This is a genomic window from Bacillus nitratireducens, assembly GCF_036320425.1.
Classification (GTDB): Bacteria; Bacillota; Bacilli; order Bacillales; family Bacillaceae_G; genus Bacillus_A; species Bacillus_A nitratireducens.
The window spans coordinates 236792-253658 of the sequence record NZ_JAUMJO010000005.1 but is presented as its reverse complement, the minus strand read 5'-3'; the positions used below and the strand labels follow the sequence as shown (position 1 = coordinate 253658).

At 31.6% G+C, this 16867-nt stretch carries 15 protein-coding genes; all 15 read right to left on the bottom strand.

Features of this window, described 5'->3' with window-relative positions:
• Window position 1: 1 nt before the first annotated feature.
• Window positions 2-1009: a glycosyltransferase gene (locus tag Q3V31_RS20110; protein ID WP_329766594.1), complete on the bottom strand. Its 1008-nt coding sequence runs from the start codon at window positions 1007-1009 to the stop codon at window positions 2-4.
• A gap of 43 nt (window positions 1010-1052) precedes the next feature.
• The gene (locus Q3V31_RS20105; RefSeq protein ID WP_090813753.1) at window positions 1053-1979 is read right to left on the bottom strand and encodes an SP_1767 family glycosyltransferase; all 927 of its coding nucleotides are present in this window, start codon (window positions 1977-1979) and stop codon (window positions 1053-1055) included.
• A 128-nt stretch (window positions 1980-2107) separates the two neighbouring features.
• Entirely contained in the window at window positions 2108-3274 is a 1167-nt protein-coding gene (locus tag Q3V31_RS20100; protein ID WP_329766593.1) for an acyltransferase family protein, read from the bottom strand.
• Window positions 3275-3346: 72 nt separating this feature from the next.
• Window positions 3347-4528 (bottom strand): glycoside hydrolase family 88 protein, encoded by a 1182-nt coding sequence (locus tag Q3V31_RS20095; RefSeq protein WP_329766592.1) that lies wholly within the window; start codon window positions 4526-4528, stop codon window positions 3347-3349.
• 20 nt (window positions 4529-4548) lie between these two features.
• Window positions 4549-5730, bottom strand: coding sequence for a glycosyltransferase (locus Q3V31_RS20090; RefSeq protein WP_329766591.1), 1182 nt, complete (start codon window positions 5728-5730; stop codon window positions 4549-4551).
• A 12-nt stretch (window positions 5731-5742) separates the two neighbouring features.
• Window positions 5743-6933, bottom strand: coding sequence for a glycosyltransferase (locus tag Q3V31_RS20085; RefSeq protein WP_016130943.1), 1191 nt, complete (start codon window positions 6931-6933; stop codon window positions 5743-5745).
• A 13-nt stretch (window positions 6934-6946) separates the two neighbouring features.
• On the bottom strand, window positions 6947-8107 hold the full coding sequence (locus Q3V31_RS20080) for a polysaccharide pyruvyl transferase family protein (RefSeq protein WP_000671003.1): 1161 nt from the start codon (window positions 8105-8107) through the stop codon (window positions 6947-6949).
• 17 nt (window positions 8108-8124) lie between these two features.
• Window positions 8125-9156 (bottom strand): glycosyltransferase, encoded by a 1032-nt coding sequence (locus Q3V31_RS20075; protein ID WP_090813749.1) that lies wholly within the window; start codon window positions 9154-9156, stop codon window positions 8125-8127.
• A gap of 84 nt (window positions 9157-9240) precedes the next feature.
• Window positions 9241-10437 (bottom strand): glycosyltransferase, encoded by a 1197-nt coding sequence (locus Q3V31_RS20070; RefSeq protein ID WP_090813748.1) that lies wholly within the window; start codon window positions 10435-10437, stop codon window positions 9241-9243.
• Between the two features lie 9 nt (window positions 10438-10446).
• Window positions 10447-11187, bottom strand: coding sequence for a glycosyltransferase family 32 protein (locus Q3V31_RS20065; RefSeq protein WP_090813747.1), 741 nt, complete (start codon window positions 11185-11187; stop codon window positions 10447-10449).
• A 103-nt stretch (window positions 11188-11290) separates the two neighbouring features.
• Window positions 11291-12364: an EpsG family protein gene (locus Q3V31_RS20060; RefSeq protein ID WP_078176138.1), complete on the bottom strand. Its 1074-nt coding sequence runs from the start codon at window positions 12362-12364 to the stop codon at window positions 11291-11293.
• Between the two features lie 150 nt (window positions 12365-12514).
• Window positions 12515-13417, bottom strand: a complete 903-nt coding sequence (locus Q3V31_RS20055) for a glycosyltransferase family A protein (protein ID WP_090813746.1) — start codon at window positions 13415-13417, stop codon at window positions 12515-12517.
• Between the two features lie 30 nt (window positions 13418-13447).
• A complete protein-coding gene (locus tag Q3V31_RS20050) occupies window positions 13448-14539 on the bottom strand; it encodes a hypothetical protein (RefSeq protein WP_090813745.1) in 1092 nt (363 codons plus the stop codon).
• A gap of 57 nt (window positions 14540-14596) precedes the next feature.
• Window positions 14597-15697 carry a glycosyltransferase family 1 protein gene (locus Q3V31_RS20045; protein ID WP_090813744.1) on the bottom strand — a complete coding sequence of 367 codons (1101 nt, stop codon included), beginning with the start codon at window positions 15695-15697 and terminating at the stop codon, window positions 14597-14599.
• Window positions 15682-16836 carry a glycosyltransferase family 4 protein gene (locus Q3V31_RS20040; RefSeq protein ID WP_097872431.1) on the bottom strand — a complete coding sequence of 385 codons (1155 nt, stop codon included), beginning with the start codon at window positions 16834-16836 and terminating at the stop codon, window positions 15682-15684. The genes Q3V31_RS20045 and Q3V31_RS20040 overlap by 16 nt, the downstream gene beginning before the upstream one ends.
• Window positions 16837-16867 lie beyond the last annotated feature (31 nt).

Sequence of the window (16867 nt, the reverse complement as noted above, 5' to 3'; positions counted from 1 at the left end):
ATTACCTGATTTCTCTTTTATATGCTGCAACTATTAAAGGATACACTTTAAACTTTATTGCTAAATAATATATATACTCCTTAAAGTTATTGCATCGATATGAAAAGCCAATTCCTTTTACACTATCTGAGAACATTTCATAATTCACTATTCTACGAAAAGCATTATTAACATCCACATTAGGGTCGCTTTTTAAATTATTAATCAAGAGTCTATATATGTGATTTATATAATAATTAGCCATATCTTTTTTAAATTTCTTATCGTGTAGTAAACCAAATTCTTGTGAAAGTTGTCTTCTCATTTGATATTGTAAAACTAAACTGTTCTCTAAATTTGGTTTATACGGAACCCTCATTAAGCTATTTGGATTATTAATAGTATAAAAATAAAGAACTTCTGAGACTGCACATACCCTTTGTGAGTGCAATAAAAACTCTAAATTAAAAATAACATCTTCTCCAATAAACACTTGTTCATTAAATCTGATGTTTTTTTCTTTTATAATGCTTAAATTGTATATATACCTCCATGCAAAGCATAGATCATTCTTGGAATGAACATTTGGAGAGCTCAGTACAAAATCTCTCCCGTTCATAACAGTATCTAATTTGAAGTTAGGAATAATACTATTATCATTTGGAACAGTTTTGTATCCGCATATTACAGCATCACACTTTTTATCTTCCGCAATACCATATAACATAGTAAAATAGTTTTCGCTTACCTCGTCATCGGGATCTATAAACACTATATACTTCCCTGTAGCAGCCTCGATCCCTGCATTCCTTGCGCTACTCACTCCTCCATTTTCTTTATAGATTACTTTAATTCTATTATCCTTTTCTAAATATTCTTCACATATTTCACCACATTTATCTGTTGAACCATCATTGACTAGAACTAATTCAATATCGACGAAAGGCTGTTTTAAAACACTTTCAATACATCTAGCTAACCATTTTTCCACATTATATATGGGAACAATAACACTTATTAATTCATGCAATCCTTTCACCTCTACATTACTTACATAAGTTAAACCCTCATGCCTATCTTATTACAGCTTTAATTTCGCTTAAATATTTCTCATCTTGAATATCGCCCACATTTTGTCCAGCACCTGCTTCACATACGTACTTATTTTCAATTTTGATTTTAGTTTTTGCTTGTCTTAAAAACCATTCGTATTCAATATCCACATGCCCTATATCAATTGCTTGATATCCCTCTTTATACAAATCATATGCTAAAATAGTAGCAGTAGGCCCTATTGCTAATAGAATCAATTTAGATTTATTATTTTTTTTTGCTGCTGTTAAGATTTTATTGTAATGTAAGAATGCGTGCTCCTCTGGTACTAAAATCCTTTCAATTGATTTAGCATTGTCAAACAGATCATTTCCAATACCTAATCTACTCTTACTGCCTTCTATTAAAACTATATCCCTATCTTTCCATATTAATTTTAATAATATAAACCATTCGTTACATTTTGACTTATCTCGAAAAGGATAATAGAATCTCGATATAAAGGAATTATAATAAGTTTTTCCCTTCTTCAAGTCTTTATACCACTTTAATCTATATTTTGCAGTATGAAGACTCCAATAATCTTTTGGTTCATCTGCATATTTTGATAAATCTTGAAAAACATCCGGTAAACAAACTAAGAACTTCTCATCTTCACTTAGCAATATTTCTTTTAATCTTTTTGATAACAAATGATCAGCCCGTTGAAATGTTATATCTAGATTATGAATTAATTTAAATTCACCATCACCATACCTGGCTACGGAAGCTTTATCATGAATAATTTTTTTTAAAGTTTCATCTATAGATTGAATTCTAGGGGGCTTGAAAAAGCACTTCGTGAATCGATCTTTTATGATAGTTAATCGATTCAAACTCTGAATTTTGATATCGATCAATTTATTCCAAATAAAAACTAACATACTTTTTATTTTTATTTGCACCATACCAAGCTCCTTTCTAATACTTTTCTCGATAGAGCATTAGATTATCTTTCCTCTTTTTCTTAAGAAAATTACTCTTATCCCTCTATTCACATCTTACATAATATTTATTCTTATTATTTTCCAATTTTTCAACTAGCCTTTTTTTTCAACGAAACATCGCCTCTAGAATTTTTAGTGGCAAGTTTCCGGCCTATTTTTATTGATGGAATTTCAATAAATTTATAACATAAGACCGACACAACCATAGTAAATAAGAAAGAAATTAATAAAATTAAAGGCACTGATATCTTTCCATAGAAAATATGAACTGTTGTTAATAGAACAATTGGATGTACTAAATAAAGACTATATGATATTTCCCCTATAAATTGTACTGGTTTAATCAGTAATAATTTAGAAAATAGTTTTGAACTTAGAGCGGATAGAATAATTAAAACTGCACCAAAACATATATACCAATCGATGATAATAAGATACAAATCATAATCAATTTCACCAATTAGTTTGGAAAGTAACATAAATGGGATACGTGGATAGCTAAAAAATAAAAGACCTAAAGGTAATAATATATATTTTACTTTTGAATTAATAATTTTACTCACTAAATATTCTCTGTTTTTGGCTAGTAGTGCACCAATAATAAACATTGAGCTATAATGTAATGTGATAAAGTAATTGGTGGATACTGGCATATTAAATTCGCTTGGAATGTTCTTCATTAATAAATAACCAATAACTGATAAAAACATCGCTATCCCCATACTTAATTTCCAGTTTACTCTAAGTAAAAGAAAAATAATTAAAGGAAACACTATGGAAATTCGCATCTCGTGAACTAATGACCAAATCACCATAATAAACGCATCAGAATTAAATTCTCTCAAGAATAAAATATGATCCATTACTCTATTAAAAGAAACTTCTATGTTCCATGAACCCCATTGTACCAAACCAGGAATGGTACCAATTTTAGAATGAACCCCCAATTTAATTCCTATTGCAATAAAAAGAATCACAATATAAGGAATGTAAATCCTACAAACTCTTTTAATAAGATACTTTAAATAATTAAATTCCGTCCCTTTATAAAAAGGCAAGGATAGAACAAATCCACTTAACACAAAAAATATAATAACAGCCGAATGGCCTTGCCATAATATAGAAAAATAGGCCCCAAATGTTGAATACATTACCTTTTTACCTAATATCGGAAATAATGCTAAGAAGTGTCCTAATAGAACAATGATTGCAGCGATACCCCGAAGGGAATCCAATTCTTTATAACGTCTCGTCATAATTCTTCCCTCTGTTCTAAAATAAAATTTATTAATCTAACTATTAAAATGTAGTCATCCTTATAAGGATGACTACATTTTATAATTATTACGTAAATTAATTAATCTAATACAAAACCCTTGTGTGAATGGCAATATATCAAATAACGTAGAATATACACCTATATCCTTCGTATCACCTTGAGAGAAGTCGACCGCTCCGTTTCTTCTTGTCACTCCCATCAAATAACCGATAGCTTTATCTGCACTTTCCAAACATTCCTTTGAAATATCTTCTATCTTTGCTGCATTCAACATAAACCACCCCAGTGTGGATGTAGCGGAGGAATCTGGTCCGCATTCGTTCCTGGTTACAGTCCAATTCCAATTGCCTTGTTGTTGAAATTTCATCGTAGCTTTTGCAAATTCACGTACACTTTCTTCTAATACAGATTTATAGCCGTTGTTTTCTGGTAATTCATTCCACGTATCTATAAGACCTATAGCAAACCATCCAAGACCTCTTCCCCAGCCATATAAACCTAGAGGAACTTTATCTTCTAATCTATAAGCATGACATGGTATATGACTTAAGTTTAACATTCCATATGTTTCATATTCTTTAATCTGCTTTACAGCCAAATCTATACACTCACTTTTGTTATACCTAATGCCGTAAGTCACTAAGAATGGACATATGAAACCAATAGTATCTACGTATCGATACCCCTTCATAAACTTTCTATATTCTATCGTACCATCCTCACCTATATGCTCTTGTATCATTTCCCAGGTAGCATCCAAAGCTTTTTTATATTTATCTATCTCCTCAAAATCCAGCTTCATAATAGCATAAGCAAGTATTGCTCCATCTACATACTGAGGTTTGTGTACCCACTGACCGTTAGAATCAAATTTGGAGTTCAAAAACTTTGTCATTTCATGTTTTACTGCTCTGTCATCATTATATTTCAGGTATTCAGACAACCCTAATATTAAAGATGCTTCTTGCCAATGCTGTATAGCGCTTTTCGTATAATTTCCTTTCAACATATCAATTGCTATTAATCTTGTGTTATCAGTTACCTTAATCTTTGGTGTTTTATTTAGCCACTTAACACCTATATGAGTGATTGACTGATTCCATAAGCTTTTATCCGTATATCTTCCTATTTTTATTCTTCCCAACCAATTCTTTCCTATAGGAATGAAATCAATCACTACAATAATTGCAATTACGGCAAGTAACACAAAGCACGCTGCCTGTATAACCATATAATTATGTCCTTTCTATACTACTTAAATAATGTATATAATTTTTTTATCTCCGACTCGGTTCCTAGCTCTTCATCTGATAAGTTCTTTATTAACTTATTTCTTAATTCTTCATTATGTATTAATTTCTTAATTCCCTCCGAAAGTGAGTGAGCATCCATGTCTATAATCAGCCCATTTTCTTCATTTTTAATTTGGTCTTTAGCTGTACTGAAATTTGTTAACACTATTGGTTTATGCAGTATTTTTGCTTCGTCTATTGCGATAGATTTTCCTTCGAACCTGGATGGTTGTACATATATATCTGCTTCTCTTATATACGGATAGGGATTTTCTTTCAGTCCTAACAGTAAAAAATGATCTTGAAGTTGATTTTCTTCTATCATTTTTTCTAACTTACCTCGCCCTTCCCCTTCTCCAATGATATACCACTTTATTTCATATCCATCTCCAACCAGATTCTTACATGCTTCTATAGCCAAATCAAATCCCTTTTCATGACTTAACCTTCCTACAGAAACAAGCTTTACCCCTTTACGCTCTAAATCTACCTTTTCCTGTGACATTTTATTTATCGTACTTGGAGATACGATGTTATGAATAACACCTATTTTGTCGTTATATATAGAAAATCTTTGTTTTAAAACATTGGCACATTCTTCAGACACCGTCACTATATGATCCAATGAACGAAAATAACCCATATCAATGTTAGGATCCATTCCTAATTTGTCATAATCAGTGTGTATAAAACCAATTTTCTTATTCGCATTTACTTTGTCTATACAAAAGTAAACTGGGTTCTTTTCTAAGTACCCAATCGCTACATCATACTTTTTACTTATATTCTGTAAAGATTTTGATAGATATCGCCATACTCTCTGTTCACAACGAGCCTTGTTTTTTTCACTTTTAAATATGTAACCTGCACAAACCCTTGATAAGGCTATATCTAGTCTTCCTTGTCGCAAGCATTTCATGATAGCTGCTTTTATCGGCATATCAAACAACTGATACTCAGGAGGTTCTTCCAATACATTCACTTGTTTAGGGATTTTATTAAGGAATAAACCTTCATGCTTAAATAAAAATAAATCCACATTATAGCGAGAGTAATCCATCGTATTCAACAGAGAGATTAATGACTTCTCAGCCCCACCGCAGTTCAAATTATTGATAACAAATAATACGTCTTTTTTCATAATAATCACCTTTTAAAGAATTCCGTAGAGCTTATTTATTTCTTTTTCGGTTCCTAACTTTTCTGTAGATAAATTATTTACGATTCTTTCCCTTAATTCTATATCTTTGATAAGCCTTTCAATTTCAGTTGCTATTCCTTCTTCAGACATCTCAGCAATAATTCCGTTTATTCCATGATTTATTTGATCTTTTGCAGTTTCAAAGTTGGTCACCACTATCGGTTTATGCAATATTTTTGCTTCATCAATTGCTATAGACTTACCTTCATACCTAGATGGTTGCACATATATATCTGCTTTTCGTATATAAGGATAGGGATTTTCTCGAACCCCCAAAATTGTAAAATGGTTTGATAGATGATGATCTTCTATTAAACGTTCTAATGCATCTTTTTCATTTCCATCCCCTAATACGTACCAATTTATCTTGTATCCTTTTTCAAGAAGTAACTTGCAAGATTTCACCGCTAAATCTAAACCCTTTTCATGACTTAATCTGGCGACAGTAATAATATTGGTATAATGTCTATCAAACAAACTGTCATCTTCTATATCTTCTTTAGATAAATCATATATAACGCCAGGAGCTACTATATTATATATAATCGTAACTTTATTTTTTAGTTGTGGAAAATTTTCTTGTAACGATTTTGCACACTCTTCTGAAACCGTTATTAGATTATCTAGTTGTTCAAAATATGAGTTATCGAACTGGCAATCCATACCTGAATTCGAGTAGTTTGTATGTATCCATCCAGCCTTTTTTTTGGCATTGACCTTATCAACTACGAAGTATATTGAAGACTTTTCAAGATAGCCTATCGCTGCATCATACTCTTTTTCTAACACTTCAAATGACTTACTTTGATATTCCCATGTATACTGTTCTGAAATTGCAGCTTCCTTTATCAATCTATTTTTAATAGTGAACATCAATCTTGAATATGCTAAATCAATTTGTCCATTCTTTAAAAAGCCCATTATTGAATTTTTAAGGCTAGATGCAAATATTTTATAATCACTTGGCAGATCTAATATATTTACCTCCCTTGGTATCGAATTTATGAATATTCCTGTTTTATTAAACAAAAATAAATCTACATCATATAAACTGTAATCTATCTGAGATAGTAAATTTATCAAGCTTTTTTCTCCACCACCAGCAGATAAACTAGGCATAACAAATAGTAGTTTTTTTTTCATAATGTACCCCAAATTACTTAGACAATTCTTTCAAATATTCTACTGCTTTGTAAGACATTTTCTTTATATTAGGTATAGATTGTCGTAGCTTTTGCCTTATCTCCTCTTCCTCTCGTACCATCTCATCAAATCTTGCTTTTAATTTATTACTATCAGATATCTCCTCTATATCTAAAACTAATTTTTCTTCCCCAAATATATCTTTAGATATCCCTTTGGATTTTACACTATATCCCAATACCATAGTCGGAATAAAACTAGAGTAAGCAGCTATAGTTGCATGCGTTCGAGCTCCTATAAAGAAACGCATTCTAGCTATATACCCCTTATACTGTATTGCATTTAAGTTATCTGGTAACAGAATCACTCTGCCTGTGTCCTTAAATTCTTTGTAATATTTGTAGAGAACTTCGTAATCATTGTTCCCATCTTCAATAACGTGAGGTGTGAGAGCAATCGTCATATCTGTAGTATTTAATATATGATTAATTAACTCTCTTACCGCAACTTGAGAATTCTCATTTCTATTCCATACAAGCGGGCTAAAATTAAGACCCATTGTATTTCCTTCCTGCCATCCATTAGGCAACTCCAATTCTTCTTTTTCCATTGTAAATGCAGCATCAGCACACAATTGAACATTATTTAATCCTTGTTTTTTTAACATATTATAGGTCAGACTTTCGCGTGCTAATATTAAGTCAAAGAGCTTTAGATCTTCCAACTTTCTTTCAGACATATCCTCTTCTCCTATAGAACATCCCCATAGTACTAGCTTTTTCCCCTGCATTTTTACTCTTCTATCAATCTCATACCACCCAGGTTGCTCTCCATAGCAATAATTATCCCCTCCGATAGATAAACATACATCGGAACTTTTTATATGCTTTATTATGTTATGATGAATTTTCCCTAACGCATAAGACTCATCGTTAAAGAGTTTTACTTTAACTGAGGACAATAACCAATCATATGAATATTTTTTCAGACTGCGGCTAGAGCCATCATATATATAATCTAACTTATTGATTACCTTATCTGTTTCAGGTCTATCTGATGCCAAACATACTTTTGCTCCATCTATTTTTTCTTTGATAATATTTGTAGAAGCTCGAACTATTGCTTCGCACCCTCTATTCAAACTGCCCCCATGGGCAAACATCATAAACTTCACACTAAATTCCTCCAGTTTTATTTATTTCTAAGCCTGCTGTAAGAGACTGCAAAGTATAACCCCACAGTAGATCTTCTTTTAATCATATTTATCAAAAATTTCTCATATCTACCAAGTTTGCTATAAGTTACTTCACAATATAGTGGCAATGCCTCTCTAACATATTTATTGCATATCATATTTTTTACGTACTCATATCTCTCACTAAACCGTATTTCCTTAGACGGTTCAAAATAAATATATACGTAGGAAATTACACTATTTATAAACTTTCTTGATTTCAATTCACGTATCTTTGCCTTATCGACCTTTTCGATATAAATTTTCGGTAGTTCCATATTATATACTTCTACAGCTCGCTTGAAATAATCTTTTTTTGAGATATCCCGGGTTGCGCTACCCGCTACATCCCTATAATAATACCCCGTATAATCTATATATTTCATATTAGTTGCATTACTGAAAAATTGAATATTAAACATTCCATCTTCTCCTAATGCAACCTTCTCTGGAAACTTCACATTATTTTTCGTTATTATGCTATTTTTATAAATTTTGTTTACAGCAGTATTTAAATTATCGCTTTTAAGAAAATAGGATAATATCTCTTTATTTATATATTCTTTTTCTAGAACAATATTAGTTGGAAATGGATATTGAATTGTTACCTTATGCCCTTCAATCTCACTTCTTAAATTTGATATAATTACATCACAATTGCTTTGTTTTGCTGAATTATACAGATTTTCATACATATCCGCTTCTACATAATCATCAGCATCAACAAACCCAATATATTCACCATTAGCTATAAGAATCCCTTGATTCCTTGCAATACTCACACCCTGATTTTTTTGATTTATAAGTATAATCCTGTCATCTAGTGCCCTATACTTTTCAATAATCTCTACACTATTGTCCGTTGAACCATCATTGATAAAGATAAATTCACAGTTATGAAGCACCTGATTTAACAGTGATTCTATACACCGAGTAATATATTTACCAGCATTATAAACCGGTATAATTACACTGACATTTCTATTCACGAGCAAATCACTCCTTTGCTTCGAATCTCTTATACTTTCATTTTTAAAAATTTTTGTAGTTGTACCAATACACTTAATAAACTTTTAAGCCTCCATAATTTCATACAACTTATTTAATTCATACTTATTACTATAATCAGTATTACTACAATTGTTAACTAACTGCTTTCTTACGGTAGCATCCCTATATAATTTTTCTATTCCATCTGCTATTCCTTCAACGGATAATTCCGTAATATATCCGTCAACCCCATTTTTCACTTGACTGTTTGCGGTTGTATAATTTGTAATTAGGACTGGTTTTGCAAGTATCTGAGCCTCTCCTACTGTAACAGCTTTTCCCTCATATCTAGATGGTTGGACATATAAATCAGCTTCTTTTATATATGGATATGGATTAATTTGCTTTCCTAGCAACACAAAGCTATTTTCTAATTTCAAATCCCTTATTAGATTTTTAATCATTGTTTCGTCTCCACCATATCCAACTACATACCAGGCTATATTCTCATAGCCTTTATCTTTCAATATCCTTAAAGCCCTAACAGCATTATCGATTCCTTTTGCATGAGATAGCCTAGCCACAGTTATAACTTTAAAACGGTTATCAAGAAGCATAGGGGTATCTATTTCTTCATTCGCCATATCTCTAATAAACTGCGGGGAGGTTATATTTTCCATCACTATAACCTTATTTTTTAATGAACTATATTTTTTTAAAAATGAATTTTTGCATGCTTCTGATACAGCTACAATATAATCAAATTTATTCCATACTTTTAAATCCATCTCTATATCTGTCTCAATTATGGAATAATCTGTATGAATCCATGCTATTTTTTTCTTAGCCTTGACCTTATCTGCTACAAAATAATGCGGCCATAAATAGCTAATCGCAACGTCATATTCTTTATCTAGTTTAGGTAAAAATGGAGTAGCATATTTCCACATTAATTGCATTTGATAATATCCTGTCTCTACTATTCCTTTAGCTTTTCCTGTAAAACGAGTATTTATCTTAGATAAAATTCTAGAAAATCCAATGCCATACTCTTTATCCTTTAAAGTTTCTCCAATTGACTTCCTAAAGGTGGTGTATTGTGGAACTTCGTCTAATAAATTTACCTTGTTACAAACTAATTCCATAAAATCCCCTTGATGTCTATACAGCATTAAATCAACAGCGTATTTTTTGTAATCAAAACCCTCAAGCATACTTATAAGGCTTCTTTCTACTCCTCCAACTTCCATATCAAATGAGGCCACCAGTATATCCTTCATATATGCCCCCTAATTTTTTGTAACAAATTTTCTTATCCGCGCTATATTTTCTCCACCTATAACCTTAGATGCTAACAGTTTTAAACCACTCTTCAATCTTGCTTTAGGTGGTAACCAACTTTTATAAAAATGATGCATTGCATATGTATTTGGAGTAATAAATTTTCTACAGTTAATATAATCATATGGAGAAAAATATGTTTGAGGATAGAAGGCCCCTATCCCACTTATTTCTTGATATTTTCCATTCAACTGTAATCCTTTATTTTTTAGTATCTCGCTTATAATGGCCACATTGGTTAAACTGTCATACTTTCCATCCTCTTTAATAAAACTTTTTTCTTCGTATGAATCTAGAAACATTCTTATTAACACATTTCCTTTAGTGGCTCCTATTGTACTTGTAGCTATATAGTTCTCTTGTTCAAATCCCCAAAATGAATCATGATGTAGCATATCATCAAAAGATTTGAATACCTCCACATCCGTATCTAAGTAAATTCCTCCAAATTTATAAAGAGCGTATACTCTTACATAATCACTTACAAATGCAAATTTTTTGTATTCATAGGCTTCCTTGACATATAAATTACAATTTATATCAAAATTATCTTCATTCCACTCAATTATTTCATAACCAGCTAAATTCTCTTTCCAGCTATCTATACATTTTTTTACTATTATGGGTTTTTCCCCTTTACCAAACCAACAATAGTGAATGATGCGTGGAATCTTTTCTGTAAATGCCAACTCAGTATCCCCTTTCTAAACTATATAGAATAATATACCTATACACCTAAATCTCCATATTTCATTGATCAACTAGTCATTAACATATTTCACCTTAAAAAACTTAGAAATTTAAAAAATTACTTTTATAAATAATGTTTAATGTTATTACATTCTCGTATGCATAGAAAATAAAATAAAATATTAATATTGCATAATAAACTAGTTTTTGGTCTTTATCAGTAAATAATTTTATAATCCATGAAATTAAAATTAATTGGTATAACCCAAAATATATAGAAAATCTTGCAAAAATCCAATTTTGTGTTGAAATTATCATGAATACAAGTCCTAATATAGACATATTTACTACATAGTCGCTTTTAGGAAATATTTCCCTAAGTTTCTCTCTTCCAATGTAAGCAATAATAATTGGAGGAATATTAACTCCAACTCTAAGTATATTTGCTCCGCCCTCAGAAAAGTTCTTGTAATCTCCATACTGACTATCTCCTATGACTGAGAATAACGTATCTAAAAATTGATTAAACCCTATAACTATGAATACAGAGCAAAAAAGGGTTACATACGTTTCCCATGACCATGCTTTTCTCCTAATCATAAAATATATTGGAATAAGGATAAGTGCAGTTTGATGTATTGTTGATGCAAATAGAATAATTAGAATATACTTTTTCCAGTTACCTTCAAATATATATTTTGTTGCAGCAAAAATAATTGCTGCTGCAAGAAATTGCCTTATCCCATTCATTGATATTAAATACATTCCACCTGTTATATATACATATAAACTTAATTCGAACATTCTTGTATATTTATATAAAACCAATACAATAAGTACATTTGTTATTAGTGCCGTTACAAAAATCAATATTTGAGGGTCATTAGAGAACTGTTTTAAAATCATCTGAAGCACATTAAAACCCATATCTTTTCCTTCTTTTATATGTTCCCAATCAAACGTATCTTTTTTATAAGAATACATATAAAAAAAAGTATCCCCGATATTATTACGGAGACCAGACACCATTACAAGAATAACTATTGTTAAAAATACTAACAGCTTATTTGGCTTTGATTGAACAATGTGTGGTCCCATTATTACAGGAGTAGAAAAATATCTTGCTAAAAAAGAAAGAATATAAACTAAGGCCAGCGTAACCCAAAATATAAACATTTTTAAATTCCTTTCATATTATAGATTGTAAATATAAAACTCTTTGCTATTCTTTAACCAAATAATTCAATAATATAACCTATCAGTCCTATATTTCTCTTACAATCTAAATACATATGACAATAAAATACACAGTTAATTAAAGACCTACTATTTATTTTTCAAAACAGTAGCTTTACTTGTCTTTTGAATATAAAAATGAAGCATAATCCCAAAAGGTGTAGCCACCAAAGTAATAAATTTACATGGGGACTCAATGAGAAATTTATAGTTTTTGATCATCAAGTTGCTAGATACATAATGTATAGATTCTCGAAATTTTTCTTTTAATGTAGGAGCATATTTCATAGCAACTTTTCTAAAGAATGAGAACCCTTGGGGATTTTTTCTGTATTGCTTAATAATGTTCATGCTAGATCCATCTGCTAAATACTCAACATGACAAAGAACTTTATTCATGATGAGTAACGGATGCTCTTGATCAATAAGAATATATTTATAACTTAAAGGACAGTACTTTTCGCCCGGAAATATTGGATATGGTGGAGTTTTTCGTGTTAACTCTGATCGATAAACTAACTTTTTATCACCTGTGACTTTATATTTCGCATGCAAATCTGTCAGTTTAGATGCCTTCACATGTTCCGGCATCATCGTTCCAATAACTTTTCCATTTGAATTAGCGTCTAACCCTATTATGCCAGCGTAATCATTACTTCCATACTCCTTCCAAAAACGAGTGATATTTTCAACGGCATCATCCGCCATATAATCATCAGAATCAATACAAACATTAAGTTCCGTATCAATTAATTCGTAAGCAGTATTATGTGCTCCGTGCATTCCCTGATTCTCTTGATAATGATACTGAATTGAGATACTGCCTTGGGAAATCCAATTTTCTATTAACTCTCTTGTTTCATCTGTAGATCCATCATCAATAATTAACCAAACAAAATCCTTACTTGTCTGTCGCTTTAAACTTTCATAACATAAATGCAGCGTGTAAGCACGGTTAAATGTAGGTGTAAAAATTGTAAGAGTAGGTTTCAATTTACATCTCTCCATCAATCATCTAATCTATTAAAATTCATCCCCTAATATTGTTAATATACTATTTAATACTAATCTATCAGGTCTTACATATTCATGGTAATATCTATAATTGTTAATCATCATTTGATATCTATAATTTTCATCATTTGATAGAGTATATATTTGATTTATACATTCTTCTGGTGTTTTAAAAACAAGATAATTTTGACCATCACGAAAATCACCTGGGACTTCATAATGTAATTCTTCTGTTACTATAGCCTTACTTGCTGCAACATACTCTGCAAATTTCCAGCCAATAGATTGATGTAATCCCATAGTTGCAATACAAATTGCTGATTCTTTTACCTTTCTTAGGTAATTATTCCGTTCAGTAGCTTTTCCGTCTTCTATAACAATATCTGCATAATTTTTATATGCAAATTCTGATGGTGCTACTCCTCCATAAAATTTATCTCCAAACTCTTTTCGACAAAGTCTAATGCATGTTGCTCGAAAATCATTAATATATGCACGTTCTTCCTTTTTATTCGAAGAAATTTGCCCTTCATAATCTCCATTTACATCCCATAGCCTAGCCATAAAAAGAATTTTTGAATTTATTTCTTTATGAGGTATATCTTCAAAAGAATTAATACGATATAAACCATTGTAATATTGAGACAACGGAACCTTCCGTATTATTTTCTTAATTTTCTCCCTAAGTGGATCTTGAGGCATCGGTGAATGCGCAATATTTCCAGGTATTGTAACCATATAATTTAATCCAAGAGGATAAATTTTTTCCTTATGCCTTAACTTTGAATTATAAAAACTATTAAAACTTCGCTTAAAGTAAAAGTCGTATTTTTCTAACAACACATTCATAAACTCAACATAATCCTGATTTTTCTTAAGCAAATTATCATAACCATCATTAACATCATATAACACTCGAGTTTTCCCGTTGATTATAACTTCCATCATATTATAAGGTAATTGATCTTGATGATTCTTACTAAGTTTCTCTATCCTCAAGTCTATTACTCCTTGTTGAGCAAGTAGAACAAAACCTGCAGTTATATTATAGAGATGCAGCGGAACTTCTCCTAGCCTAAGACAACATGAAACTCTTGACATCATTGTGCTCCTTTTTAATCCTTTAGACATTATTTAAAATATAGAAGTTACTATTAATTAAAGCGCTTGAAGATAAAAATTCTCAAGCCAAGTAGCCGATTCACTTATATCATATCCTTCTTTCTTGATATATCCTTCTACATCTTGCATACGTTTATTGACATCCAATATATCCTGCGCCCATATTTCAGGGGAGGTATTTATGCTTTCAAAACTCACTAGACCTGCTCCCATGTCTACTTCTTTAGTTATCGCATCCGAGATTACACAAGATAACCCAGCTCCTTGCGCTTCTATAAGAGTAACAGGCAATCCTTCATGAATGGATGGGAATGCAAATACATCAAAAGCTTGAAGTAAATGGTCGATATCGCTCCTTATGCCAAGAAACTTTACATTAGCCCCTAAATTTAATTCTTCCACTTTTTGTTCGATCTTTAACCGTAACGGACCATCCCCCACCAAAACAAGAACAGAATCTCTTCTAAGTTTAACTAACTGAGCAAACACTTCTATAAGGAATCCATGATTTTTTTGATGCGCAAACCTTCCTACATGCCCTACTACAAAGTTATCAACTGTAAGATTTAGTCCCTCTCTTATCTGTTTTCTAATTTCGGGGGAAAATGAAAACTTTTCAGGCTCAATTCCATTTTTTAAAATCGTGGCGGTATCTGTTTTACCTGCAAATAACCAGCGAGATGCTGCATCCGAGCATGCTAGAAGATGTGTCGCACTTCGTAATATATACTTCCCTGCATACCACTTATATACTTTCGCAGCAACTCCACCTTCACTGCTAGTATTGTGACTATGTGCGATACGAACTGGTATACCGGCTTTCTTAGCTGCACGTAACACAAATCCACTCATCTTATCCATGTGTGAGTGTACAACCTTATATTCTTGATGAGATTCAAAAAAATTATCTAAAGACTTTATGTATTCGTTATGACCACCATCAGTAATATATGGAATCCTGTGCACTTTCCCACCTAATTCTGATATTTCTGTATCAAAAACACCTTCCTTACAAGTAAGAAAATCAAACTGCACTTTATTTCGATCTATATTCCGGTACAAGTTCATAATAAGGGTTTCTGCACCACCACGGTTCATATTGACTACAACATGTAAGATTCTTAATGGACAATCCAATCTAATGCCTCCGTTCCACTCATAAACATGGTGTAAATATAGCTCTTTTCTTCTAATACTTTATTGACGGCATAATTATTTTTAATAATCTCACGACCAGACTCTCCGAATATGCCTTGTAAGCTACTATTTTCAGCAAGATATTTTATCTTTTCTGCCATTGTCTGTATGTCTTCACGACCTACTGTCCAACCATTTACACCATTTTGAATTAACTCTTTATGGCCCCTGTTCTCACTAGCTATAACAGGCAACCCGCAAGCCATCGCTTCCATAATATTAACTGGTAACCCCTCACGTAGACTGGATGCAACAGAAATATCACAAATAGGTAAAATTTTTGCAATATCATTCCTATAACCAAGGAAATCTATCATTTCAAATACGCCCATTTTTTCAGCTAAATTTTTGCAATCATTTATCAAAGGACCATTCCCAGCCAATAGAAGCCTCGCATTGGGAACATGATCTTTTATTAAGGCCAATGAACGAATCAAAAACTGCTGATTTTTATTTTTATTAAACTCAGCCGCATAAAACATTAAAAAATCATCCGGTTTATAACCCATCTCAATCCTTAGACAATTCTTTTGAGCCTCACTAACTGGTTTAAAATATTCTGTGTCCACTCCCACCCCATGAATTTGTTCAATTTTAGGTACTTTAAACTTTCGCTGAACAGCCAAGTTATAATCTTCTTGGTTAATTGTAATGAGGCAATCTGTATAATTTGCTAGCATTTTTTCAATTGGATAATATAACAGCCAATTTGCAAGCGGGGCACCTTTACAAAAATGAAATCCATGCGCAGTATATAAAACTTTTGTTCCATGCTTTCTAGACTTTCTTGCTGCCAAACGTGCAACGGCTCCCCCCATCGGGGTATGGCAATGAATAATTTTATATTGATTTTCATCAATAATATCTTTCAGCTCTTTATAAGCCTTAATATTCTTAAATTGCAAAGGTGACCTTTGAATAGAAATGTCATACTTCTTATCCACATATGGAAGTTCCATGTTGCCAGCAGCAGCAACATGGACTTCCCAGCCTTGTTCTTTAAACCATTTCATATACGGCAAATGAAATGCTTTAAAGTGAAAGTCTACCGTCGCACAAAATAATACTTTATTTTCCATATATATATCACCCTACAATTGTTATATTGTA

Excerpts from the sequence above, each read along its gene's own strand:
- Q3V31_RS20105 (WP_090813753.1), bottom strand. The coding sequence starts at position 1,979 with ATGGTGCAAATAAAAATAAAAAGTATGTTAGTTTTTATTTGGAATAAA.
- Q3V31_RS20100 (WP_329766593.1), bottom strand. The coding sequence starts at position 3,274 with ATGACGAGACGTTATAAAGAATTGGATTCCCTTCGGGGTATCGCTGCA.
- Q3V31_RS20095 (WP_329766592.1), bottom strand. The coding sequence starts at position 4,528 with ATGGTTATACAGGCAGCGTGCTTTGTGTTACTTGCCGTAATTGCAATT.
- Q3V31_RS20090 (WP_329766591.1), bottom strand. The coding sequence starts at position 5,730 with ATGAAAAAAGACGTATTATTTGTTATCAATAATTTGAACTGCGGTGGG.
- Q3V31_RS20085 (WP_016130943.1), bottom strand. The coding sequence starts at position 6,933 with ATGAAAAAAAAACTACTATTTGTTATGCCTAGTTTATCTGCTGGTGGT.
- Q3V31_RS20070 (WP_090813748.1), bottom strand. The coding sequence starts at position 10,437 with ATGAAGGATATACTGGTGGCCTCATTTGATATGGAAGTTGGAGGAGTA.
- Q3V31_RS20060 (WP_078176138.1), bottom strand. The coding sequence starts at position 12,364 with ATGTTTATATTTTGGGTTACGCTGGCCTTAGTTTATATTCTTTCTTTT.
- Q3V31_RS20050 (WP_090813745.1), bottom strand. The coding sequence starts at position 14,539 with ATGTCAAGAGTTTCATGTTGTCTTAGGCTAGGAGAAGTTCCGCTGCAT.
- Q3V31_RS20040 (WP_097872431.1), bottom strand. The coding sequence starts at position 16,836 with ATGGAAAATAAAGTATTATTTTGTGCGACGGTAGACTTTCACTTTAAA.